General features: G+C 59.7%; 23 protein-coding genes and 2 pseudogenes. 14 read left to right on the forward strand and 11 right to left on the reverse strand.

Annotated elements, in window-relative coordinates; all coding sequences use genetic code 11:
* The first annotated feature begins 4 nt into the window (after positions 1-4).
* The 5 genes from VLA07_RS24655 to trpE all read left to right on the forward strand — a co-directional run bounded on the left by VLA07_RS24655 (position 5) and on the right by trpE (position 5323).
* Positions 5-829 carry an ABC transporter permease gene (locus tag VLA07_RS24655; protein ID WP_041070101.1) on the forward strand — a complete coding sequence of 275 codons (825 nt, stop codon included), beginning with the start codon at positions 5-7 and terminating at the stop codon, positions 827-829.
* Between the two features lie 222 nt (positions 830-1051).
* The gene (locus VLA07_RS24660; RefSeq protein ID WP_247269628.1) at positions 1052-2200 is read left to right on the forward strand and encodes an iron-containing alcohol dehydrogenase; all 1149 of its coding nucleotides are present in this window, start codon (positions 1052-1054) and stop codon (positions 2198-2200) included.
* A gap of 80 nt (positions 2201-2280) precedes the next feature.
* Positions 2281-2955, forward strand: a complete 675-nt coding sequence (rpe, locus tag VLA07_RS24665; RefSeq protein WP_003228808.1) for a ribulose-phosphate 3-epimerase — start codon at positions 2281-2283, stop codon at positions 2953-2955.
* Positions 2952-3770 carry a phosphoglycolate phosphatase gene (locus VLA07_RS24670; RefSeq protein WP_047296963.1) on the forward strand — a complete coding sequence of 273 codons (819 nt, stop codon included), beginning with the start codon at positions 2952-2954 and terminating at the stop codon, positions 3768-3770. Before rpe ends, VLA07_RS24670 begins: the two co-directional genes overlap by 4 nt.
* A gap of 71 nt (positions 3771-3841) precedes the next feature.
* The gene (gene trpE / locus VLA07_RS24675; protein ID WP_247269627.1) at positions 3842-5323 is read left to right on the forward strand and encodes an anthranilate synthase component I; all 1482 of its coding nucleotides are present in this window, start codon (positions 3842-3844) and stop codon (positions 5321-5323) included.
* Between the two features lie 173 nt (positions 5324-5496).
* Here the strand turns inward: trpE and estP are convergent, their stop codons facing one another.
* Positions 5497-7407 carry an esterase EstP gene (estP, locus tag VLA07_RS24680; protein ID WP_333992065.1) on the reverse strand — a complete coding sequence of 637 codons (1911 nt, stop codon included), beginning with the start codon at positions 7405-7407 and terminating at the stop codon, positions 5497-5499.
* A gap of 407 nt (positions 7408-7814) precedes the next feature.
* Here estP and VLA07_RS24685 point away from each other — a divergent pair, with 407 nt between their 5' ends.
* From VLA07_RS24685 to VLA07_RS24700, 4 genes are all read left to right on the forward strand, one after another.
* Positions 7815-8408, forward strand: a complete 594-nt coding sequence (locus VLA07_RS24685; protein WP_027610734.1) for an aminodeoxychorismate/anthranilate synthase component II — start codon at positions 7815-7817, stop codon at positions 8406-8408.
* 9 nt (positions 8409-8417) lie between these two features.
* Positions 8418-9467, forward strand: coding sequence for an anthranilate phosphoribosyltransferase (gene trpD / locus VLA07_RS24690; RefSeq protein ID WP_003228800.1), 1050 nt, complete (start codon positions 8418-8420; stop codon positions 9465-9467).
* Positions 9464-10300, forward strand: a complete 837-nt coding sequence (trpC, locus tag VLA07_RS24695) for an indole-3-glycerol phosphate synthase TrpC (protein WP_047596411.1) — start codon at positions 9464-9466, stop codon at positions 10298-10300. The genes trpD and trpC overlap by 4 nt, the downstream gene beginning before the upstream one ends.
* 135 nt (positions 10301-10435) lie before the next feature.
* Positions 10436-11137 (forward strand): lipoate--protein ligase family protein, encoded by a 702-nt coding sequence (locus VLA07_RS24700; RefSeq protein ID WP_333992072.1) that lies wholly within the window; start codon positions 10436-10438, stop codon positions 11135-11137.
* A gap of 10 nt (positions 11138-11147) precedes the next feature.
* Here the strand turns inward: VLA07_RS24700 and crp are convergent, their stop codons facing one another.
* Positions 11148-11792, reverse strand: a complete 645-nt coding sequence (crp, locus tag VLA07_RS24705; RefSeq protein WP_007966430.1) for a cAMP-activated global transcriptional regulator CRP — start codon at positions 11790-11792, stop codon at positions 11148-11150.
* Between the two features lie 239 nt (positions 11793-12031).
* On the opposite strand from crp, the gene VLA07_RS24710 reads away from it, so the two are divergent.
* Complete coding sequence (locus VLA07_RS24710; RefSeq protein WP_330207880.1) at positions 12032-12454, forward strand: OsmC family protein; 423 nt, start codon at positions 12032-12034, stop codon at positions 12452-12454.
* A gap of 237 nt (positions 12455-12691) precedes the next feature.
* Entirely contained in the window at positions 12692-13486 is a 795-nt protein-coding gene (gene speD, locus VLA07_RS24715; RefSeq protein WP_027610737.1) for an adenosylmethionine decarboxylase, read from the forward strand.
* Positions 13487-13604: 118 nt separating this feature from the next.
* Here speD and coq7 read toward each other — a convergent pair whose 3' ends face one another.
* The 7 genes and pseudogenes from coq7 to hemJ form a co-directional block, all read right to left on the reverse strand.
* Entirely contained in the window at positions 13605-14252 is a 648-nt protein-coding gene (gene coq7 / locus VLA07_RS24720) for a 2-polyprenyl-3-methyl-6-methoxy-1,4-benzoquinone monooxygenase (protein WP_027610738.1), read from the reverse strand.
* Between the two features lie 197 nt (positions 14253-14449).
* A pseudogene (locus VLA07_RS24725) lies at positions 14450-14566 on the reverse strand (HIT domain-containing protein); the annotation flags it as partial.
* A gap of 3 nt (positions 14567-14569) precedes the next feature.
* Positions 14570-14893 (reverse strand): annotated as a pseudogene (locus VLA07_RS24730) (histidine triad nucleotide-binding protein); the annotation flags it as partial.
* Between the two features lie 80 nt (positions 14894-14973).
* Positions 14974-15762 carry an SDR family NAD(P)-dependent oxidoreductase gene (locus VLA07_RS24735; protein ID WP_041070136.1) on the reverse strand — a complete coding sequence of 263 codons (789 nt, stop codon included), beginning with the start codon at positions 15760-15762 and terminating at the stop codon, positions 14974-14976.
* 61 nt (positions 15763-15823) lie between these two features.
* Positions 15824-16771: a DUF805 domain-containing protein gene (locus VLA07_RS24740; RefSeq protein WP_103368672.1), complete on the reverse strand. Its 948-nt coding sequence runs from the start codon at positions 16769-16771 to the stop codon at positions 15824-15826.
* Positions 16772-16850: 79 nt separating this feature from the next.
* Complete coding sequence (locus VLA07_RS24745) at positions 16851-17819, reverse strand: NAD(P)H-dependent flavin oxidoreductase (protein WP_333992075.1); 969 nt, start codon at positions 17817-17819, stop codon at positions 16851-16853.
* A gap of 34 nt (positions 17820-17853) precedes the next feature.
* A complete protein-coding gene (gene hemJ / locus VLA07_RS24750; protein ID WP_027610742.1) occupies positions 17854-18282 on the reverse strand; it encodes a protoporphyrinogen oxidase HemJ in 429 nt (142 codons plus the stop codon).
* A 135-nt stretch (positions 18283-18417) separates the two neighbouring features.
* Here hemJ and argC point away from each other — a divergent pair, with 135 nt between their 5' ends.
* Entirely contained in the window at positions 18418-19452 is a 1035-nt protein-coding gene (gene argC / locus VLA07_RS24755; RefSeq protein ID WP_183785586.1) for an N-acetyl-gamma-glutamyl-phosphate reductase, read from the forward strand.
* Between the two features lie 168 nt (positions 19453-19620).
* Positions 19621-19971 (forward strand): iron-sulfur cluster insertion protein ErpA, encoded by a 351-nt coding sequence (gene erpA / locus VLA07_RS24760; protein ID WP_003228776.1) that lies wholly within the window; start codon positions 19621-19623, stop codon positions 19969-19971.
* A 75-nt stretch (positions 19972-20046) separates the two neighbouring features.
* On the opposite strand, the gene VLA07_RS24765 is transcribed toward erpA, so the two are convergent.
* Positions 20047-21138, reverse strand: coding sequence for an anhydro-N-acetylmuramic acid kinase (locus VLA07_RS24765; protein WP_135296672.1), 1092 nt, complete (start codon positions 21136-21138; stop codon positions 20047-20049).
* Positions 21139-21141: 3 nt separating this feature from the next.
* Positions 21142-22566 (reverse strand): peptidoglycan DD-metalloendopeptidase family protein, encoded by a 1425-nt coding sequence (locus VLA07_RS24770; protein ID WP_247269748.1) that lies wholly within the window; start codon positions 22564-22566, stop codon positions 21142-21144.
* Between the two features lie 212 nt (positions 22567-22778).
* Here VLA07_RS24770 and tyrS point away from each other — a divergent pair, with 212 nt between their 5' ends.
* On the forward strand, positions 22779-23978 hold the full coding sequence (tyrS, locus tag VLA07_RS24775; RefSeq protein WP_333992081.1) for a tyrosine--tRNA ligase: 1200 nt from the start codon (positions 22779-22781) through the stop codon (positions 23976-23978).
* The last annotated feature ends 297 nt before the right edge of the window (positions 23979-24275 follow it).

Here is a 24275-nt window from a genome sequence, read left to right on the forward strand (position 1 = left end):
TGAAATGCTGAGTCCTTACATGTCGCCCATCGAACGGGTGTGGTTCTACAGCTTGCGGATCCTCTGCGGCCTGATCCTGCTGTTCCTGATTCTGCCGGTGCTGGTCATCGTGCCGCTGTCGTTCAACTCGGGCAGTTTCCTGGTGTATCCGTTGCAGGGCTTTTCTCTGCACTGGTATCAGGACTTCTTCGCCTCGGCGGAATGGATGCGCTCGCTGAAGAACAGCATCATCGTCGCCCCCGCGGCGACCGTGCTGGCGATGGTCTTCGGAACCCTGGCGGCGATCGGCCTGACCCGTGGCGACTTCCCCGGCAAGGCGCTGGTGATGGCGCTGGTGATTTCGCCGATGGTGGTGCCGGTGGTGATCATTGGTGTGGCGAGTTATCTGTTCTTCGCACCGCTGGGACTGGGCAATAGCTTCTTCTCGCTGATCGTGGTGCACGCGGTGTTGGGTGTGCCGTTCGTGATCATCACCGTGTCGGCGACGTTGCAGGGGTTCAACCACAATCTGGTGCGGGCGGCGGCCAGCCTTGGCGCTTCGCCATTGACCACGTTCCGTCGGGTGACCCTGCCGTTGATTGCGCCGGGGGTGATTTCCGGGGCGTTGTTCGCCTTTGCCACTTCGTTCGATGAAGTGGTGGTGACGCTGTTCCTCGCCGGCCCCGAGCAAGCGACCTTGCCACGGCAGATGTTCAGCGGCATTCGCGAGAACCTCAGTCCGACGATTGCGGCGGCGGCAACCTTGCTGATCGCCTTCTCTGTCATCCTGCTGTTAACCCTTGAATGGCTGCGCGGTCGTAGCGAGAAACTGCGTACCGCGCAGGTCTGACGCCGTACACGGTCAAAACTGTAGGAGGGGGCTTGCTCCCGAAAGCGGTGGATCAGTTGAAGTTGATGTCGACTGACACACCGCTTTCGGGAGCAAGCCCCCTCCCACAAGGATTTGTGTTGTATGCGAAGTTTTGTGTCATTCATGGGGTGAATGCCAGACAACCTCAAAACCCCAGCTAACCTTGTGCTCAGCTCCCACATCTATAAGAGGCTGCGCACGATGAGTCTGTCCCAGTTCAAAATCGCTCACAAACTGATCACCGGCGCCGGGGCCATCGAGCAACTGGCGGCGGAGCTCACGCGGCTGGATATCGACAACCCGTTGATCGTCACCGACGCCGCGCTGGTCAAGTCCGGCACCGTGGAGCTGGCGCTGTGCCAATTGGGCGGGCGCGAGTACGAGATTTTTGACCGGGTGCTACCGGACCCGGAAATCGCCATCGTCGAAGATTGCATGCGCGTGTATCGCGAGGGCGGCCATGACGGCTTGATCGGTCTCGGTGGCGGCAGTGCCATCGACATCGCCAAGAGTGTCGCCGCGTATGCCGGATACCACGGCGCGCTGGAAGACCTGTTCGGCGTCGATCAGGTGCCGCGCAAAGGTCCGCCGCTGATCGCCATCCCGACCACCGCCGGCACCGGCTCGGAAGTGACCAACGTCGCCATCCTCTCCGACAAGGTCGCGCAACTGAAGAAAGGCATCGTCAGCGACTACCTGTTGCCGGACGTGGCGCTGGTCAGCCCGCAAATGACCCTGACCTGCCCGCGCAGCGTCACCGCCGCCAGTGGTGTTGATGCGCTGGTGCATGCCATCGAATCCTATCTGTCGGTCAACGCTTCGCCGATCACCGACTCGCTGGCGCTCGGCGCAATCAGGTTGATTGCCAGGTCGCTGCCCAAGGCCTACGCCAATGGCGCCAATCTGCAGGCCCGTGAGGACATGGCCACCGCCAGCCTGATGGCCGGGATGGCGTTCGGCAATGCCGGGGTCGGCGCGGTGCATGCGTTGGCCTATCCGTTGGGCGGGCGTTTCAACATCGCCCATGGCGTGAGTAATGCCTTGTTGCTGCCGTATGTCATGACCTGGAACAAGATGGCCTGCGTCGAGCGCATGCAGGATATCGCCGAGGCCATGGGGGTGAAGACCGTTCATCTGAGCGCCACCGAGGCGGCGGACAAAGCCGTGCAGGCAATGACCGAACTGTGCGCGGCGGTGGAAATTCCGGCCGGGCTGCGCAGTTTCGGTGTGCCGGAAGAGGCGATCCCGGCCATGGCCGTGGAGGCCGCGGGAATCGAGCGTTTGATGCGCAACAACCCCCGCAAGCTCAGCGCTGCGGATATCGAGAAGATCTACCGAGCGGCGTACTGATCATCGCGGTCACGGTGCGCGCACGGAAACTTGAGGTATACAATGCGCGCCATCGTGATTTAGCTCAGAAAAGGTGCGTCATGCAGCCCTTCGTAATTGCTCCGTCGATTCTCTCCGCCGACTTCGCCCGCCTCGGCGAGGAAGTGGACAATGTTCTGGCCGCCGGTGCCGACTTCGTCCACTTCGATGTCATGGACAACCACTACGTGCCGAACCTGACCATCGGCCCGATGGTTTGCGCGGCACTGCGCAAGTACGGCATCACCGCGCCGATCGACGCGCACCTGATGGTCAGCCCGGTGGATCGCATCGTTGGCGACTTCATCGAGGCGGGCGCGACCTACATCACTTTCCACCCGGAAGCCACGCTGCACGTCGATCGTTCGCTGCAACTGATTCGTGAAGGCGGCTGCAAATCCGGCCTGGTGTTCAACCCGGCGACCCCGCTGGACGTGCTCAAGTACGTGATCGACAAGGTCGACATGGTCTTGCTGATGAGCGTCAACCCGGGCTTCGGCGGGCAGAAGTTCATTCCTGGCACCCTCGACAAACTGCGCGAAGCACGGGCGATCATTGATGCTTCGGGGCGCGACATCCGTCTGGAAATCGACGGCGGCGTCAACGTCAACAACATCCGCGAAATCGCGGCCGCTGGCGCTGACACCTTTGTGGCCGGTTCGGCGATCTTCAATGCACCGAACTATCAGGAAGTCATCGACAAGATGCGTTCCGAATTGGCGCTGGCGCGCCCATGAGCGGTTTTGAGCAGCTGTTCCCGGGGCAACTGCCACGGTTGGTGATGTTCGATCTGGATGGCACGTTGATCGACTCGGTTCCCGACCTGGCGGCGGCGGTGGACACCATGCTGCTCTCCCTCGGCCGCAAGCCTGCCGGCATCGAGGCGGTGCGCGAGTGGGTCGGCAATGGCGCACCGGTGCTGGTGCGCCGGGCGCTGGCCGGTGGCATCGATCATTCGGCGGTGGATGACGTCGAGGCCGAGCACGCGCTGGAAGTATTCATGGAAGCCTATGGCGCGAGCCACGAGTTGACCGTGGTCTATCCCGGCGTACGCGACACTCTCAAATGGCTGCACAAACAGGGCGTGGCCATGGCATTGATCACCAACAAGCCGGAGCGTTTTGTCGCGCCGCTGCTGGATCAGATGAAGATCGGCCGCTACTTCAAGTGGATCATCGGCGGCGACACCCTGCCGCAAAAGAAACCCGACCCGGCGGCACTGTTCTTCGTGATGAAGATGGCCAACATTCCTGCCTCGCAATCGCTGTTCGTCGGCGATTCGCGCAGCGACGTGCTGGCGGCGAAAGCGGCGGGGGTCAAGTGCGTGGCGCTGAGCTACGGCTACAACCACGGTCGACCGATTGCCGAGGAATCCCCGGCACTGGTGATCGACGATCTGCGCAAGCTAATTCCCGGTTGCCTCGGTACAGCCGCTGAGATAACGTTGCCCGACGCTTCTCAATCCCATTCTGGAAACGCCATCGTGGTGGTCACCCGCAAACTCTGGATGAAAGTCATCAAGGCCCTGGCCCGCTGGCGTTGGCGCGCCTGACTGATGCCTGGCCGGCTTGCCGGCGCGTTTGCACACCTGACTGATTTGCCCCTCACACCACGAGGCACCCCATGATCCGCGAAGAATTCCTGCGCCTGGCCGCTGACGGCTACAACCGCATTCCGTTGGCCTGCGAAACCCTGGCCGACTTCGACACCCCGCTGTCGATCTACCTGAAACTGGCCGACCAGCCAAACTCCTACCTGCTCGAATCGGTGCAGGGCGGCGAGAAATGGGGCCGTTACTCGATCATCGGCCTGCCGTGCCGCACCGTACTGCGAGTGCACGACCATCACGTGAGCATCACCGTCGATGGCGTCGAGACCGAAAGCCATGACGTCGAAGATCCGCTGGCCTTCGTCGAAACCTTCAAGGCCCGCTACAACGTGCCGAGCATCGCCGGTCTGCCGCGTTTCAACGGTGGCTTGGTCGGTTATTTCGGTTATGACTGCGTGCGCTATGTCGAGAAGCGTCTGGGCAAATGCCCGAACCCGGATCCGCTGGGCGTGCCGGACATTCTGCTGATGGTGTCCGATGCGGTAGTGGTGTTCGACAACCTCGCCGGCAAGATGCACGCGATTGTCCTCGCTGACCCGGCGCAAGCCGATGCTTACGAGCAGGGGCAGGCGCAATTGCAGGCACTGCTGGAGAAACTGCGCCAGCCGATCACCCCGCGCCGTGGCCTGGATTTCAGCAAGCAACAAGCGGCTGACCCGGTATTCCGCTCCAGTTTTACTCAGGACGATTACGAAAAAGCCGTCGACACCATCAAGGAATACATCCTTGCCGGTGACTGCATGCAAGTGGTGCCGTCGCAGCGCATGTCGATCGACTTCAAGGCTGCGCCAATCGATCTGTATCGCGCCCTGCGTTGCTTCAACCCGACGCCGTACATGTACTTCTTCAACTTCGGCGACTTCCACGTCGTCGGCAGTTCGCCGGAAGTGCTGGTGCGGGTCGAAGACAATTTGATCACCGTGCGCCCGATTGCCGGCACTCGTCCACGCGGAGCCACCGAAGAGGCGGATCTGGCGCTGGAAGAGGATCTGCTGTCGGACGACAAGGAGATCGCCGAGCACTTGATGCTGATCGATCTGGGTCGTAACGACACGGGTCGGGTTTCGGAAATCGGTTCGGTGAAACTCACCGAGAAAATGGTCATCGAGCGTTATTCCAACGTGATGCACATCGTCTCCAACGTCACCGGCCAGTTGAAGGCCGGGCTGACCGCGATGGACGCGCTGCGGGCGATTCTGCCGGCGGGCACCTTGTCCGGCGCACCGAAGATCCGTGCGATGGAAATCATCGACGAACTGGAGCCAGTCAAGCGTGGCGTGTATGGCGGTGCGGTCGGTTACTTTGCCTGGAACGGCAATATGGACACCGCGATTGCGATTCGTACCGCGGTGATCAAGAACGGCGAACTGCACGTGCAGGCCGGTGGCGGTATTGTTGCCGACTCGGTGCCGGCGCTGGAGTGGGAAGAAACCCTGAACAAGCGTCGCGCGATGTTCCGCGCCGTGGCACTGGCTGAGCAGACCCCGGAAAGCTGAGTCCACACAATCCCCCTGTGGGAGCGGGCTTGCTCGCGAATACGGGCTGGCATTCAAAATTGATGTCGGCTGATACACCGCTTTCGCGAGCAAGCCCGCTCCCACATTGTGTTGTGATCAGCCATAAAAAAACGCGGCGCCTGTGAGGGCGCCGCGTTTTTTATGCCAGCAGATCAGAAATCGAGACTGACCCCGACGTTCACCCCCTGCTGGGTAAAGTCATCATCCTTGCGCACGTTGTAGCTGGCGCGCAACGCCAAATCCTGCGTGAGCTTGTGGCTCACACCCAGGTTCAGGCGATTGAGGTTGGTCTGCGGCTCGTAGCCTTCGAGCGTGAAACGGTTGCCCGGCAAGCTGTTGAGGTTGATGGTCAGATCCTGACGGTCATCGTTGTACTCACGTTCGTGAGCGAACTCACCGAACACTTCAGTCTGCGCGGTGATCTGGTACTTGCCCTGGATACCCACGCCCAGACGCCGCGAGTTGCGCGACTGGTCGTCAAAAGTCAGCGCCGTGGAGTCAGCGCCTTTTTCCGAGTAGCCATCGACTTCGGTCTTGCCAAAGTCGGCGCTGACGAACGGCGACAGGTGCCACGGGCTGCTGGCCTGCTGCGCGATGTCGTAGCCGAGGCGGCCGCTGATCGCCAGCACGTAACCGTCGGTATTGCCTTTCTCTCCGCGCTCGTTGACCCCAAGCTGGAATTTACGCTTGAGGCTGTCGTAGTCGAGTTTGCCGGCAGTCATCGCCAGATCGCCCCACCAGCGGTTTTGTTGATACTGGGCGAACGCGGTGCCCATGTAGGAATTGAGCTTGTATTCCGAATCGGCGTCGCCGGCTTCGAGTTTCTGGTTATAGAAACCTGCGGCCAAACCGACGCGCCAGGCTTCGTTGACGCGATAGCTGCCGCCGATGTTCAGGTTGTAGCCGTTGCCATCTGCACTGGCGGCGCTGTGCTGGCTGTCGAAGTCCTGATGTTGCCCGCCACCGGCAACGATGGCGCGCCATTGGCCCACGGCTTGCCAGTTTTCCCAATCGGCCAGCCATTGATTACGCAGTTCATCCTGATGCGCGCGCAGCGAACCCTGGGCCATTTCCGGCAGCAGGGTCAGCTCCCAAGGGGCGGCCAGCAGCGAATAGGCGTAGTCGGCAATCAGACGCTGGCCGGCTTCGGTCGGGTGCACTGCGTCGTTGTAGATCAGCTTGGTCGGATCCGGCGTGGCGCTGTTGATGCCGTATCGGGCGTTCTCGGTGCAGCTGTTGCCGCTGAAACAGGTGGCCGTCAGGTTCTGGTCGGTCGCGAGGCCGAACTGCGCCGGGTTGGCGAAGGCTTCTTTGAGCAGCACCGGAATGTTCAGTGGAATGATTTCGGCGTTGATGCCCTGCAGCTGGCTGACCAGCTCGGTGTTGAACTGGGCGCTGAGCTGCGAGGTGAAACCCTGCAGCGGCGAGCCGTTGATGGCCGGGGTCAGGCCGATGTCCGGCAGCAGCCAGACCATGATGTATTTGGCGCCGGCGCCTTGCAGCGTGCGGGCGCTGTCGGCCAGGCGATCGGCTGCGGCGCTGGCCTGATCGAGACTGAGTACGCGGCCTTGAAGGAAATCGTTGCCGCCCCCCGACAGGTAATACAGCGCGTTCGGGTCGGCACGGAAGCCGTTCGACGGCAGGTAACCGCTGCGGGTGCGTTCGCCGGTGGCGGACTGGGTGGTGATCGAGTCGAGAATCTGGTCGGTCCGGTAGCCGCCCACCGCCCAGTTGTTGCCATCTGCAAGACCTTCACCGGCGCGCACGGCCGAGGACGAGGAGGCGGTCTGGTCGGGGCTGAAACCGAGTTTGCCGCCGATGATCTGGGTGGCGTTGAGGTCACGGTTTTCTCCGGTGCCGTCCTTGTACAGCGGGCCGGTGCGGTTGGTGTAGCGCTGCGTGGCGCCGGCCGGGCCGCCGCTGTCCTTGAAGGTCCCGGCATCGTTCAGGCTGTCGCCGAAGACGATGAAGTTGGAGTAGGGCGCGGGTGCTGCGTACGCCTGGGCGCAGGCCATGGCGAGCAGGCAACCGGCAAGCGGTACAAACAACGTCTGTTTGATCATGAGCAAGTCCGTTTATTTATTGTTGTAGGTGAACGAAACGACAGTACCAAAAACTCCCGGCGTTTTGCCATCGGTCGCGAAGCCTCCCTTAGTTTTGTCCCCCGTCAGCCCCGCCATATTGCACGCTCCGCCCAGCTAAGTTACTGTGCCGGAACGTATGAACGAGACCTTCCCCGTGTTGATCGTCAGCAAACTTCTGGATCAAGTCATCAAGGCACACGCCCGTTGGCGTTGGCGCGCCTGAATCTTTTCTGCCGGCCCGGCCGGATCTGTATCGCTTTGCCTTCCTTGCCCGTTTGAAATGCCGCTGTGCCGACGCCACCTGCGCGTCCGACATCGTGCAGCGCCCTGCGGGCAAGTCATTCGAAGGCTGTCTTCAAGTCAGAATTCAAGAGGTTCGAAACGCCATGTTGCTGATGATCGACAACTACGACTCCTTTACTTACAACGTTGTGCAGTACCTCGGCGAGCTGGGTGCCGAGGTCAAAGTCGTGCGCAACGACGAACTGACCGTCGCCGAAATCGAATCGCTCAACCCCGAGCGCATCGTGGTCTCGCCAGGCCCGTGCACGCCGACCGAAGCCGGCATTTCCATCGAAGCCATCAAGCATTTCGCCGGCAAACTGCCGATCCTCGGCGTCTGCCTCGGCCATCAGTCGATTGGCCAAGCGTTCGGCGGCGATGTCGTGCGTGCCCGTCAGGTGATGCACGGTAAGACTAGCCCGGTATTCCATGAGGACAAGGGCGTTTTCGCCGGTCTGAACCATCCGCTGACGGTTACCCGCTACCACTCGCTGATCGTCAAGCACGATACTTTGCCCGAGTGCCTTGAGCTGACCGCGTGGACGCAGCACGATGATGGTTCAGTCGACGAAATCATGGGCCTGCGGCACAAGACCCTGAACATTGAGGGCGTGCAGTTCCACCCTGAGTCGATCCTGACCGAGCAGGGCCATGAACTGTTTGCCAACTTCCTCAAACAAACCGGCGGCACGCGCTAAGGACTTCCCATGAATATCAAGACAGCCCTGAGCCGTATCGTCGAACACCTCGACCTCAGCACCGAAGAAATGCGTGACGTGATGCGCGAAATCATGACCGGTCAATGCACCGAGGCGCAGATCGGCGCATTCATGATGGCCATGCGCATGAAGAGCGAGAGCATCGATGAAATCGTCGGCGCCGTTTCGGTGATGCGTGAGCTGGCCGATCAGGTCGAACTCAAGACCCTCGACGGCGTGGTCGATGTGGTCGGCACAGGCGGTGACGGTGCGAACATTTTCAACGTGTCGACGGCGTCCGCGTTTGTCGTCGCGGCAGCCGGTTGTACCGTGGCCAAGCACGGCAACCGCGCGGTATCGGGCAAGAGCGGCAGCGCCGACTTGCTCGAAGCAGCCGGCATCTACCTGAACCTGACGCCGGTACAGGTCGCCCGTTGCATCGACAACGTCGGCATCGGTTTCATGTTTGCCCAGACTCATCACAAAGCCATGAAGTACGCCGCTGGCCCGCGTCGCGATCTCGGCCTGCGTACGCTGTTCAACATGCTCGGCCCGCTTACGAATCCGGCCGGTGTCAAACATCAGGTGGTGGGTGTGTTTACCCCTGCGCTGTGCCGGCCGTTGGCCGAAGTCTTGCAGCGCCTGGGCAGCAAGCACGTACTGGTGGTGCATTCGAAGGACGGTCTGGACGAGTTCAGTCTTGCCGCGCCGACTTTTGTGGCTGAGCTGAAGAACAACGAAATCACCGAATATTGGGTCGAGCCGGAAGATCTGGGCATGAAGAGCCAGAGCCTGCACGGTCTGTCGGTCGAAGGCCCGGAAGCTTCGCTGGCACTGATCCGCGATGCGCTGGGCAAGCGCAAGACCGAAAACGGCCAGAAGGCTGCCGAAATGATTGTGCTCAATGCCGGTGCGGCGCTGTACGCGGCTGACCTGGCGACCAGTCTCAAAGAAGGCGTGGCGCTTGCGCACGACGCATTGCACACCGGTCTTGCTCGGGAAAAACTCGAGGAGTTGGGTGCCTTTACCGCGGTATTCAAAGTGGAGAATGAAGGATGAGTGTACCGACGGTTCTGGAAAACATTCTGGCGCGCAAAGTCCAGGAAGTCGCCGAGCGCAGCGCTCGTGTCAGCCTGAGCGAGCTGGAAAGTCTGGCCAAGGCGGCCGATGCACCCCGTGGTTTTGCCCAGGCATTGCTGGCGCAGGCCAAGAAGAAACAACCGGCGGTGATTGCTGAAATCAAGAAGGCTTCGCCGAGCAAAGGTGTGATTCGCGAGAACTTCGTGCCTGCCGACATCGCCAAGAGCTACGAGAAGGGCGGTGCGACCTGTCTGTCCGTACTGACCGATATCGACTACTTCCAGGGCGCCGATGCCTACCTGCAACAGGCCCGCGCCGCGTGCAAACTGCCTGTAATTCGCAAGGACTTCATGATCGATCCGTACCAGATCGTCGAAGCCCGCGCGCTGGGCGCCGACTGCGTGCTGTTGATCGTCTCCGCACTGGACGACGTGAAAATGGCTGAGCTGGCCTCGGTCGCCAAAGGCGTGGGTCTCGATGTGCTGGTGGAAGTGCACGATGGCGACGAGCTGGAACGCGCACTGAAAACTCTCGACACGCCGCTGGTCGGGGTCAACAACCGCAACCTGCACACTTTCGATGTCAGCCTGGAAACCACCCTCGACCTGCTGCCGCGTATTCCGCGCGATCGTCTGGTGATCACCGAGAGCGGCATTCTCAATCGTGCCGATGTCGAGCTGATGGAAATCAGCGACGTTTATGCGTTCCTGGTGGGCGAAGCGTTCATGCGCGCGGAAAGCCCGGGCACCGAACTGCAGCGCCTGTTCTTCCCGGAGCGTGGCGTGCCGGTCAGCGGTTCGACCCTCGACTGACTCAGTCAGACCGGCTAGACGCCATCGCGAGCAGGCTCACTCCTACACTTGGAATGCGTTCCCCCTGTAGGAGTGAGCCTGCTCGCGAAGAGGCCCTCAAAATCCCTAAAGATTCCAGATCTGCCGGAGCCCTCCATGTCGCTGCCCACCTCACTGACCATCGAAGCCGGCCTGCAAGCCGAGCAAGACTTGTTGGCCTCGATCTGCGCCGGCAACGCCGAATCCGGTCTGCTGTTCTGGCAACCCAGTGATCGCGCCCTGGTCATGCCGCGCCGCCTCAATCGCCTGCCCGGTTTCGAGCATGCCTGCGAAGTCTCCGCTGCTGCCGGTTGGCCAGTCTTGCTGCGGGAAACCGGCGGTGAACCGGTCCCGCAATCCGCTTCAACCATCAACATCGCCTTGGTCTACGCCCCGCCCCGCAGCGAGGGGGATCTGAACCGCATCGAAACCGGCTACCGGCGGCTGTGCGATCCGATCTGTGAGTTGCTGGATGAGTTGGGCGGTGTGTCGTCGTTGGGCGAAATCGACGGCGCGTTCTGCGACGGTCGTTTCAACGTCAATCTCGACGGCCGCAAGATGGTCGGCACCGCTCAGCGCTGGCGCCAGAGTCAGGGCGGTCAACGTCCGGTGGGGCTGGTGCACGGGGCGATGCTGATGGATAACGAGCGCGAGTCGATGGTTGCAGCGGTCAATCGCTTCAACGAGGCTTGCGGTCTGGAGCAGCGGGTGCGCGCCGAAAGCCACATCGCCCTGCATGAGAAGTTCGTCGCGCCAACGGCTTTGGCGCGTCTGGATGAGCTGTTTCGTCTGATGCTGGCGCAGGTCTACAACGCCTGATTTTGCGCGCTTAGCGCGTACCGAAGACTACCATGGTCTTGCCTTTCACATCGACCAGGTTGCGTTCTTCAAGATCCTTGAGCACGCGACCGACCATCTCCCGCGAACAACCGACAATCCGGCCGATTTCCTGACGGGTCACCTTGATCTGCATGCCGTCCGGGTGGGTCATCGCGTCGGGCTGCTTACACAGCTCCAGCAGGCAGCGGGCCACGCGACCGGTAACGTCGAAGAACGCCAGGTCGCCGACCTTGCGCGTGGTATTGCGCAGACGTTGGGCGATTTGTCCGCTGAGGACGTAAAGAATGTCTGGATCCTGCTGCGACAGTTCGCGGAACTTCACGTAGCTGATTTCGGCGATTTCGCATTCGACCTTGGCCCGCACCCATGCGCTGCGTTGCTGTTCCTGGCCTGCCTGTTCGAACAGACCCAGCTCGCCGAAGAAGTCCCCGGCGTTGAGGTAGGCGATGATCATTTCGCGGCCGTCGTCATCTTCGATCAAGATGGTGACCGAACCTTTGATGATGAAGTACAGCGTGTCCGAGCGATCGCCGGCGCAGATGATGTTGCTCTTGGCCGCATGGCGACGGCGCTGGCAATGCATCAACAGCTTGTCGAGGTTCTTGATTTTGGGTGTGGGGGTAATAGCAACCATGGTTGTATCCCGAAAAGACTGCACGGTGATGTTTGATTTTTTTATGAGGCGCTGAAGGCGGTCGCTACACAGGCTGACAATTGGCGCCAGCGAATTGGCGCCAGCTTACCAGACACTTCGTCGAAAATTCGAGAAATTACCTACGCAGCTGAGGCATCCCTCCTAGGAACGCCGGGCGCTGCCAGAGCAAAGGCCTGTGCTAAGCTGGCGACCCTTTTTTCTACAGTGGAGTCTTGGCGATGAAGGCACGCATCCAATGGGCTGGCGAAGCCATGTTCCTCGGCGAATCCGGTAGCGGTCATGTTGTGGTCATGGACGGACCGCCGGACGCCGGTGGTCGTAATCTGGGTGTTCGCCCGATGGAAATGCTCCTGCTGGGCGTTGGCGGTTGCAGCAACTTCGACGTGGTCAGCATCCTGAAGAAGTCGCGTCAGGCGGTTGAAAGCTGCGAAGCGTTCCTCGAAGCCGAGCGCGCGACCGAAGATCCGAAGGTGTTCACCAAGATCCACATGCACTTCGTGGTCAAGGGCCGTGGCCTGAAAGAAGCCCAGGTCAAGCGCGCCATCGAACTGTCTGCCGAGAAGTATTGCTCGGCCTCGATCATGCTCGGCGCGGCCGGCGTGGCGATCACTCACGATTATGAAATCGTCGAGCTCGATTGAATCGACATTCAACTATCATAAAAGCAGTGCAGACTCTGGCGATCCCTCGCTGACGTCTGCATAATGCGCCACTTTTTTCAGGGCAGTGATCGGTCAACCGACGGATCGTCCGCCTGAACAGATAACCAAAATCGCCATCGCGAAGAGGTGTTAACCGTCCTACGCAGGTGCGTTGTTCGCACTTGACGGGCATGCTTGATCACGCGGCTGCGCCGCATACATAGAGAGTTTTTAACGGTGAAAAGCAAACTCAAGCTCCACGGGTTCAATAACCTGACAAAGACCTTGAGCTTCAACATCTATGACATCTGCTACGCGGAAACCCCGCAAGACCAGCAGGCTTACGTCGAGTACATCAACCAAGAGTACAACGCCGAACGCCTGACGCAGATCCTCACGGAAGTTGTCGAAATCATTGGTGCCAACATTCTGAACATCGCGAGTCAGAACTATGAGCCTCAGGGTGCCAGCGTCACGATTCTGATCTCGGAAGAGCCGGTGACCCCGACTGACAGCCAGATCGAAGAGTCCCCGGGTCCATTGCCCGAAATCATCCTTGCCCACCTCGACAAGAGTCACATCACGGTGCATACCTATCCGGAAATCCATCCGGACGCCGGTATTGCGACGTTCCGTGTGGACATCGACGTGTCGACCTGTGGTGTCATTTCACCGCTTAAAGCGCTCAACTTCCTCATTCACCAGTTCGATTCGGACATCGTGACTGTGGACTACCGTGTGCGCGGCTTCACCCGTGACGTTGAAGGCAACAAGCACTTCATCGACCACGAGATCAACTCGATCCAGAACTACCTTTCCGAAGACACTCGCGACGCGTACCAGATGACCGACGTGAACGTGTACCAGGAAAACCTGTTCCACACCAAAATGCTGCTGAAGAACTTCGAACTGGATAACTACCTGTTCGGCGACGCCACCAGCAACCTGTCCTCCGAGCAGCGTGCTCAGGTGACCGAGCGTGTGAAACACGAAATGCTGGAAATCTTCTACGCGCGCAACATGCCAGCGTAAGATTCCCGGGCACAAAAAAGGCGACTACCGTGCGGTAGTCGCCTTTTTTATTGCCGAAAAACAGAACCCTGTGGGAGCGGGCTTGCTCGCGAAGAGGCCCTTTGCGGCAATACAGATCTCAGATCCGATAAGTACTCTTGGTCATCACCTTCGCCAACAGACTCATCCCGAACTTCACCGGCGCCGGAAAGCGGAAACCACCCGCATCCAGTGCGCTCTCCGCATGATGCTCTTCATCAATGCGCATCTGTTCCAGAATCGCCCGGGACTTCTCGTCCTCGGCCGGCAATTGCTCAAGGTGCTCGTTCAAGTGCTTGCACACCTGATGCTCGGTGGCCGCGACGAAACCAAGGCTGACCTTGTCGCTGATCAGACCGGCGACGGCGCCAATACCGAACGACATCCCGTAGAACAGCGGATTGAGCACGCTGGTGTGGCTGCCCAGTTGATGTATGCGCTGTTCGCACCACACCAGGTGATCGATTTCTTCTTCGGCGGCGTGCTCCATGGCAGCACGCACCTGCGGCAACTTGGCGGTCAGCGCCTGCCCCTGATACAGCGCCTGGGCGCAGACTTCACCGGTGTGGTTGATGCGCATCAGGCCGGCGACGTGGCGGGTGTCTTCATCGCTCATCTGCACATCCGGCTGCACGATGGCAGGCGACGGACGGTACGGCTGGCCGCTGAAAGGCAGCAGGGTACGCATCGCGGCATCGGCTTGCAGCAGAAGACGGTCAATCGGCGAGTAGTGACGTTGGGTTGTCATGCTGACCTCCGGTAAAAATCTCGACCGCCAGTTTAACCGAATCGGCCGGGGAAGGTTTGCGCTGGGTCATTTGCCACGCGGTCATGCTTTTGGTGGGAGCGGGCTTGCTCGCGAAGGCGTCGGCATCTTCAGAATATCAATGTCAGACACTCCGCTTTCGCGAGCAAGCCCGCTCCTACAGGGGCGGATGCAGTGAATCAGCCCGGCGGCCAGTTCATCTGGCGCTGACCAAGTACGTGCATATGAATGTGATAGACGGTCTGCCCACCTTTTTCATTGCAGTTCATCACCACCCGGAAGCCTTCCTCGCAGCCNCAGTTCATCTGGCGCTGACCAAGTACGTGCATATGAATGTGATAGACGGTCTGCCCACCTTTTTCATTGCAGTTCATCACCACCCGGAAGCCTTCCTCGCAGCCCAGCTCCAGCGCCAGGCGCTGGGCAGTGAACAGGATGTGCCCGGCCAGTGCCTTGTCGTCTTCGGTCAGGTCGTTGAGGGTACGCACCGGTTTCTTCGGGATCACCAGAAAATGCACCGGTGCCTGAGGGGCGATGTCGTGGAACGCCAGAACCTGGTCGTCCTCGTAAATGATCTTGGCCGGGATCTCCCGGTTGATGATCTTGGTGAACAGAGTATCCACTGCTGTTTTCTCCGTTGTGGGGGCTGGCCTGAGTGTACGCATGGGAAATGACCCCGCCCAGTGTTTTGCCGTAGGACAGTTCAGCGCGGGCAGTAAGCCTTGTTGACCATGCCGACGAGGGTGCGATTGAGCCAGCGCGAGCCGAGGCGTGGCAGGAAGGCCAGCCAGCGGTTGCGTCGTCCCGGAATGATGATGGCGCGGTTTTTCTCCAGTGCACGCACGGTGTACAGCGCGACTTCCTCGGGACTCATCAGCAGTTTGCTGTCCTTGAGTTTGTCGCTGTTGAGCTGCGCGGTGCGGAAGAATGCGGTGCGGGTCGGGCCGGGGCAAAGTACCGAGACTTTGACCGCGCTCTGTTTCAGTTCAACCCGCAGCGCTTCGGAGAAGTGCAATACGTAAGCCTTGCTGGCGTAGTAAGTGCTCATCCACGGGCCGGGATTGAACGCCGCCACCGAGGCGACGTTGAGGATCTGTCCGCCGCCCTGCAGCGCCATGCTGTTGCCGATGGCGTGGCACAGGCGGGTGAGGGCGAGGATGTTGACTTCGATCAGATCCTGCTCGGTCATCCAGTCCTGGGCGAGGAACGGGCCGCAGGTGCCGATGCCGGCGCAATTGACCAGCAGATCGATCTGCCGGTCGCCTTCTTCCAGTTCCAGCAGGAAGCCGGACAAGCGCAATGGCTCGCCCAGGTCGCAGGCGCGGAACAACACCTCCACGCCAAAGCGCTGGGTCAGTTCGATCGCGATACTTTCCAGCTGATCACGCTGGCGGGCCACCAGAATCAGGCTGCGGCCGCGCCGGGCCAGCGCTTCGGCCATGGCCAGGCCGATGCCGCTGGAGGCGCCGGTGATCAGAGCGTAACGGGTCATGCAATTCTCCATCGCAACAGCTCCGCGCCAGCGACGCAGGTGTCACGGCGGGGAGCGTTGTTCATTCTTTCGCAGAGTCTACAGGGGCCGGAGCCGCTTCGGCTGCATCGTCCACGGAATTCGCCGGTTCAGTCTCGACCTCGACTTCATCGGTGGTGACCGAGCCGCTTTCGTAGCTGCTCTCAAGGTTGCTTTCGTATTCCTGCTGGATCGCCGAGATACCGCCGAGCATGCCACCGGCAAATACCAGGGCGAAGAACACGATCCACAACGAGCACAGCACTTTGACCGCGGTGCTGTTGGGTGGCGGTGGCGGGCCGTAGCGGTTGGCGCCGGTGTTGCCCGGCACGACCATGATCACCAGCGGGAAGAAGCTGCCCACGAACGGCACCAGGTTCAGCAGCCAGAGCCAGCCGGACCAGCCGATATCGTGCAGGCGCTGTACGCTGAACAGAATGCTGACAATGATGAAGCCGAGGAACAGGAAGAACGCGAATATCCCGCCAATGATCAGGCCGGTGGTGGAGTCGCCACTGACCAGTCCGAGAGCGAGCAGGGCGAATATGCCCACGATCGGCAGAGTCACCAGACTCAGCACCATCGTCCAGGCCAGAAACCGCAGACGACCGATCCGGCCTTCGACGCTGAAGGGCTTGAGCACTGCGAATGCTGGCAGGTTTTCGCCGACGTTGGCCCGAGGTGGCGCATAGGGTGATGCGGGTTCGTTGAAAGTCGCCGGTTGTTCATGCACGTCCGACAGACTCAGTTCGATCGCCGTTTCGCTTTCGATCCGTGCGTCGATCCCGGTCTTGCTCAGTGCTTGCAGATAAGTCTGCGCATCGCTGTGGGTCAGGTCGCGTTTGAGAGCGACGGTGCTGCCGTTGAACAGGCGCTCGATGGCGGCAACATCGCTTTTGAACAGGGCCGCCAGATTGAGCTTGGCGGTGGTGAGATCGACACCGGGCTGTAGAGCACCGTCGAAAACGATCTTGTAGCGAGGTTCGCTCATGGCCGAGGCATCCTTGTCGCGAATGAATTGAAGGTCAGCAAGTGTAAGGCCAGTCGGTCGATGACTGGCTTGATTTTTCTCAGCGTGGCCAGCGTTTGGGCAACTGCGCCGCGCGTTCCAGCGCCTGACGATATTCCGCGTCGAGCCGGGCGATCAACTGGTCGACGCTCGGCAGGTCGTCGATCTGGCCTACGCCCTGGCCGGCCGACCACACGGTCTTCCAGGCCTTGGCTTCGTCGTTGATCGGTTTGAGCTTGTCACCGAAATTGACTTCGCCCTTGCCTTGCAGCGCGGCCATGTCGAAACCCGCCGCCTCCAGGCTCTGGCGCATGAAGCTGGCCGGTACTCCGGAGACTGCAGGAGTATGAATGATGTCCGCCGCCTTGGCCGTCAGCAGCATGTCCTTATAGGCGTCAGGCGCATGACTTTCGGTGGTGCCGATAAATCGCGTACCGAAGTAGGCCAAATCCGCGCCAAGCAGCTGTGCGGCCAAAATCTCATGGCCGTGGTTCAGACACCCGGCAAGCAGCAGGGTTTTATCGAAGAACTCACGGATCTCGGCGATCAGTGCAAACGGACTCCAGGTGCCGGCATGGCCGCCGGCGCCTGCCGCAACCGCGATCAACCCGTCGACTCCGGCTTCGGCGGCTTTCTCGGCATGCCGGCGCGTGGTCACGTCGTGGAACACCAGTCCACCATAGCTGTGCACGGCATCGACCAGATCCTTCACTGCGCCGAGGCTGGTGATGACAATCGGCACCTTGTGCTCGACGCAGATGTTCAGATCCGCCTGCAGGCGCGGATTGCTGTTGTGCACGATCAGGTTCACTGCATACGGCGCCGGGTTGTCCAGTGTCGCCAGGCCCGCTTCAATCTCCTCCAGCCAGGCCTTGAAGCCGCTGCTTTCACGCTGGTTCAGCGCCGGGAAGCTGCCAACCACGCCGTTACGGCAGCAGGCGAGCACCAGCTCCGGGTTGGAGATCAGGAACATCGGCGCCGCCACTATCGGCAAGCGCAGACGTTGTTCGAGCAAAGCGGGTAGCGACATTGGAAATCCCCCGAGGTGTGATGCTGTTATGAAGTTAGAACGGCTTGACCACGACCAGAATTACGATAGCCAGCAATATCAGAACCGGCACTTCATTGAACCAGCGATAAAAGACATGGCTGCGGGTGTTCTCGCCACGGGCGAAGCGTTTTACCTGCGCGCCGCACATGTGGTGGTAGCCGATCAGCAGCACCACCAGGGTCAACTTGGCGTGAATCCAGCCGCCCATGCTGAAGATGCCCGGATTGAGGTAGATGAGCCAGCCGCCGAAGATCAGCGTGGCGATCATCGCCGGGCCCATGATGCCGCGATACAGCTTGCGCTCCATGAGGCTGAAGCGTTCCTTGCTGATCGCGTCTTCACTTTGCGCGTGATAAACGAACAGCCGCGGCAAGTAGAACAGCCCGGCAAACCAGCAGACGACGCTGACGATGTGAAACGCTTTGATCCACAGATAGAGCATTTTTGGTTATTCCCAGGTTCACGGTAGCCGGGATAGTAGAGGCTTGAGCGTCCGCACGTCACCTTGATGGTTGTCGCAGGGGCGCGCGGCCCCTATTATCGACGGCTTTCCAGTGGGTTCGTTGAGGGCAGGTTTATGGTCAAGGTCGGTATCGTCGGCGGCACGGGTTACACCGGTGTCGAACTGCTGCGTCTGTTGGCACAGCATCCGCAGGCAGAAGTGGTAGTGATCACTTCCCGATCCGAGGCCGGTCTGGCCGTGGCTGACATGTACCCGAACCTGCGCGGTCACTACGACGGTCTGGCGTTCAGCGTGCCGGACATCAAAACCCTGGGTGCGTGTGATGTGGTGTTCTTCGCCACCCCGCACGGCGTTGCCCATGCGTTGGCCGGTGAACTGTTGGCGGCGGGCACCAAGGTCATCGACCTGTCTGCGGACTTCCGTCTGCAGGACGCTGAAGAATGGGCCAGGTGGTACGGCCAGCCGCACGGTGCGCCGGCGTTGCTGGACGAGGCGGTCTACGGTCTGCCGGAAGTCAATCGCGAGCAGATCAAGAAGGCTCGTCTGATCGCCGTACCGGGTTGCTATCCAACCGCCACACAGTTGGGTTTCCTGCCGCTGCTTGAAGCGGGGCTGGCTGATACTTCGCGTCTGATCGCCGACTGCAAATCCGGCGTCAGCGGTGCTGGTCGCGGTGCTTCTGTAGGCTCGCTGTATTCCGAGACGTCGGAAAGCATGAAGGCTTATGCGGTGAAAGGTCACCGTCATCTGCCGGAAATTCGCCAGGGTCTGCGTCGCGCTGCCGGTAAGGATGTCGGTCTGACCTTCGTCCCGCACCTGACCCCGATGATTCGTGGCATTCATTCCACGCTCTACGCGACCGTGGTTGATCGTTCGGTGGATCTGCAGGCACTGTTCGAAAAGCGTTATGCCAACGAGCCGTTCGTCGACGTGATGCCGGCCGGCAGCCATCCGGAAACCCGCAGCGTGCGTGGCGCAAACGTCTGCCGCATCGCTGTACATCGTCCGCAGGATGGTGATCTGGTGGTGGTGCTGTCGGTGATCGACAACCTGGTCAAAGGCGCGTCGGGTCAGGCGGTGCAGAACATGAACATTCTGTTCGGCCTGGATGAGCGCTTCGGCCTCTCCCACGCCGGTATGCTGCCGTAACACGTTCGGCAACACAGCAAAAAGGCCCGTCAAACGGGCCTTTTTGCATTCTGGGCAGTTGGTCGGGTTTATTGATATACCGTAACAATAGTTGACCGATTTTCTAGGACAAGCGGATAATGCGCGTCATCACGCATTATGGCGGCGTAACGCCGGGAGATAGTCAGCATGAGCGTCGAATCCTTCACCCCCACGGCTTTGCAATTCACCCAAGGTGCTGCGCACAAGGTGAAGAGCCTGGTCGATGAAGAGGGGAATGATCGCTTGAAGCTGCGCGTATTCGTTACGGGCGGCGGTTGTTCAGGGTTTCAGTACGGCTTCACCTTCGATGAGGATGTGGCCGAGGACGACACCATCGTCGAGCGCGAAGGCGTGAGCCTGGTGGTTGATCCGATGAGCTTCCAGTATCTGGCGGGTGCCGAAGTGGATTACCAGGAAGGTCTGGAAGGTTCGCGCTTCGTGATCAAGAACCCGAACGCTACCACGACCTGTGGTTGCGGCTCTTCGTTCTCGATCTGATCGCACCTTGCTGCACACAATAAAACGCCGCAGAGCCTTACGCTTCTGCGGCGTTTTTTGTTGCATGTCTTTTGTTCAGTTCGGGTAGATGGCGCCGAGTACCCGCAGGCCTTTGGCGCCGGTGACGCTCGGGCGATTGGCGGCAATGCCTTCGAGGCAGCAATGGGCCAGCCAGGCGAAGGCCATTGCCTCGACCCAGTCCGGATCGACGCCGTGAGTGGCGGTGCTGGCGACGGTGGCGTTAGGCAGCAGGTCGGCAAGACGTTTCATCAGCGTAGCGTTGTGAGCGCCGCCGCCGCAGACCAACATTTCCCGCGTATCGGATTGAGCGCTTTGCAGCGACTCGACGATGGTCTGCGCCGTCAGTTCGAGCAGCGTTGCCTGAACGTTTTCAGCGGCGAAGCTCGGCAAACTTGAGAGGTGGTGCTCCAGCCACGGCAGGTTGAACACTTCCCGGCCAGTGCTCTTCGGGCCTTTGGTCACGAAGAACGGGTCGCCGAGCAGAGCTTTCAGCAAGACTGGCTCGACCGTGCCGGTGGCTGCCCACTGGCCGTTGCGATCATAGTTCTCGCCGCGTTGCTGATGAATCCAGGCATCCATCAGCACATTCCCAGGGCCGCAGTCGAAACCGGCTACAGGCCTGGTCGGTTCTATCAGACTGAGATTGCTGAAACCGCCGACATTCAGGACTGCGCGGTTGCCGTTACGCTCTTCGAACAAAGCCTCATGGAAGGCTGGCACCAGTGGGGCACCCTGACCGCCAGCAGCCACATCGCGGCTGCGGAAGTCGCTGACCACGGTAATGCCGGTCAGCTCTGTCAGGAGTGCGGGATTGCCGATTTGCACAGTGAAGCCACGAGCGGGCTCATGACGAATGGTCTGGCCATGGCTGCCGATTGCACGAATGGCCTCAGGCTTTAGTTGCTGCTGATCGAGGAGGGTATGGATGCCCTGTGCAGCGAGTTTGACCCAGTGCTGCTGGGCGATCGCCGAGCGGGCAATCTCGTCGGGGCCGCTGGCGCACAAGCCAAGCAGCTCGGCGCGCAGGGTTTCAGGCATGGGGATGTAATGCGTGGCGATCAGTTTGATCGCCGAGGTCTGCTCGATCAGGGCGATGTCCAGCCCATCGAGACTGGTGCCGGACATCACGCCGATATAAAGAGCCATGGCTTAGCGCTTGCTCGAAGCCAGCATGGTGGCCTTCTCTTGATCCATGCGCGCCATCAGCGGTTGGCTCTGCGCAAGGAAGCGTGCGCGCTCGGACTTGGCGATCGGATCTGCCATCGGCAGCTTCTGGCCCAGCGGGTCGACGTGAACACCGTTGACCTGGAACTCATAGTGCAAGTGCGGTCCAGTGGACAGGCCGGTGGTACCAATGTAACCGATCACTTGGCCCTGCTTGACGCTGCCGCCGGTTTTCACGCCTTTGGCGAAGCCTTGCATGTGGCCATACAGCGTGCGGTAGGTGTTGCCGTGCTGGATGATCACCGTGTTGCCGTAGCCACCGCGGCGACCGGCCAGCAGCACTTTACCGTCGCCGGCAGCCTTGATCGGCGTACCGCGTGGCGCTGCGTAATCGACGCCTTTGTGGGCGCGGATCTTGTTGAGGATCGGGTGTTTGCGGCCCATGGAAAATTTCGAACTGATGCGGGCGAAGTCCACCGGGGTACGAATGAACGCTTTCCGCATGCTGTTGCCATCAGCAGTGTAGTAGCTGCTGTTGCCTTGTTTATTGGTGTAACGCACGGCGGTGTAGGTCTTGCCGCGGTTGGTGAAGCGCGCAGACAGGATCGGGCCGGTGCCCACTGCCTTGCCGTTGACCACTTTCTGCTCGTAGATCACGTCGAATTCGTCACCCTGGCGGATGTCCTGAGCGAAGTCGACGTCGTAGCCGAAGACGCTGGCCATATCCATCGTCAGACTGTGGGACAGGCCTGCGCGGGCAGCGGATTGTGACAGGGAGCTATTGATCACGCCGTGCACGTAAGCCGTGCGAACGGTCGGCTTGGCTGTTACGCGGTTGAATGCGTAGCCCTTGTCATTCTTGGTCAGGGTAATGGTTTCGACATCGCTGACCTTGCTGTGCAGGCTGGTCAGTTGGCCTTCCGGGTTCAGTTCGAACTCCAGCTTCTGGCCGTGCTTGAGCTGGCTGAACTGTTTGGCTTGTATGTCGCTGGCCAGCACTTCGTGCACAGCAGCGGCTGGCAGACCGACTTTCTCGAACAATGTAGAGAGCGTATCGCCTTTGGATACGACGACTTCGCGGTGACCCGGGGCTTTTGGTTTCTCTGCAGCCGGAGCTGGGGCAGGTGCGGCTTCAGCGGTTTTCGGGGTTTCTTCGGTGCTGTTTTCGATCTGGGCGAAAGGTGAGGCTGCTGGCTCATTTGTGGCTTGAATCGCGTCAGCAGCGTCTTGATCTTGTGTCAGTTGTTCAGCAGGACTTTCCAGTTCCAGGCTCAGGGTCGTCTTTTTGGCTTCAACATCACTGGAAGGAAATACCAGGAGCGCCAGACTGAGAAGGGCGGCGATTCCACTTGCGGCGAGCAGGTGGGTCTTCGGGTAAAGCGGTGGCGCTTTAGACGGTTCAGTGGTCATAAGTAATTTTGACTTTGAAAAAAGATGAATTGGAAAAGATGAATGACATGATGAAGATGAAATAACTGTATAAAATATAACCAAATCATCCCCGAAGCAAGTCTACAGACACCCTGTCTGCAGATTGGTGTCCGTGCGCCGGGCAAAACTTGTAATTGGTGCACGATCTTGTATGGTTGGTTCCCTTTGAATCTGAGCCTTGCGGGTCTGTTATGAAGTCGGTTGAAGAGCAGCTAGCGCTGATTAAACGTGGTGCGGAAGAACTATTGGTCGAGTCCGAGCTGATCGAGAAGCTCAAGCGCGGCCAGCCGCTGCGTATCAAGGCTGGTTTCGATCCAACCGCCCCGGATCTGCACTTGGGTCACACCGTGCTTATTAATAAGCTGCGCCAGTTCCAGGAATTGGGGCATCAGGTGATCTTCCTGATTGGTGACTTCACCGGGATGATCGGTGATCCAAGCGGCAAGAGCGCTACGCGTCCTCCGTTGACTCGCGATCAGGTTCTGGAAAACGCTGAGACGTACAAGACTCAAGTATTCAAGATTCTTGATCCGGCGAAAACCGAAGTTGCCTTCAACTCCACCTGGATGGATCAGATGGGGCCGGCGGACTTTATTCGTCTGACTTCGCAATACACTGTCGCGCGTATGCTTGAGCGTGATGACTTCGATAAGCGTTACACCACCAATCAGCCGATCGCTATTCATGAGTTCCTCTATCCGCTGGTTCAGGGTTATGACTCGGTTGCTCTGCACGCGGATGTCGAGCTGGGTGGTACCGATCAGAAGTTCAACTTGCTGATGGGGCGTGAGCTGCAGCGTGGTTATGGTCAGGAAGCTCAGTGCATTCTGACCATGCCGTTGCTCGAGGGCCTGGATGGCGTGAAGAAGATGTCCAAGTCGTTGGGCAACTACGTCGGTATCCAGGAAGCGCCAGGTGTGATGTACGGCAAGCTGGTTTCGATTCCGGATGCGCTGATGTGGCGTTACTTTGAGCTGCTCAGCTTCCGTTCGATGGATGAGATCAATGCCTTCCGTGCAGATGTCGAGGCGGGGGCTAACCCGCGCGACATCAAGATCAAGTTGGCGGAAGAGATTGTCGCGCGCTTCCATGGTGAGGAGGCTGCGGCCAATGCTCATCGCGCTGCCGGTAACCGTATGAAGGATGGCGAACTGCCGGATGATCTGCCGGAGATTGAACTGGCCTCTGCTGAAGATATGCCAATTGCGGCCGTCCTTAATAAGGCAGGCCTGGTGAAGAACTCGGCGGCTGCGCGTGATCTGTTGGCTTCCGGTGGTGTGCGTGTGGATGGTGAGGTGGTTGATCGCTCCTTTATATATGTGCTGGGCGCGACCCACGTTTGCCAGGCGGGCAAGAAGGCATTTGCACGAATCACACTGAAAGCTGAATAAGTTTGAAATAAGGGTTGACGGCGAATTTTAGAAGTCTATAATTCGCCCCACTTCCGGCGCAGTCGAAACGGAAAACTCCTTGATATTCAACGAGTTACGCAGTTTTCGGCAGCGGCTTGCTTCAGTTTATCGAAGCCTGGAAGGAGTTGAAAGAGCGGTGATGTTTGGCTCTTTTGACGGTTCGATCTTCTCGATCGAAAGCGGAGAAAAAGAGGTGTTGACAGCAGCGTGTAACGCTGTAGAATTCGCCTCCCGCTAACGAGAGATCGGAAGCGCAAGTGGTTGAAGTTGTTGAAG

Source organism: Pseudomonas sp. S3(2024), from assembly GCF_036861315.1.
Classification (GTDB): domain Bacteria; phylum Pseudomonadota; class Gammaproteobacteria; order Pseudomonadales; family Pseudomonadaceae; genus Aquipseudomonas; species Aquipseudomonas putida_A.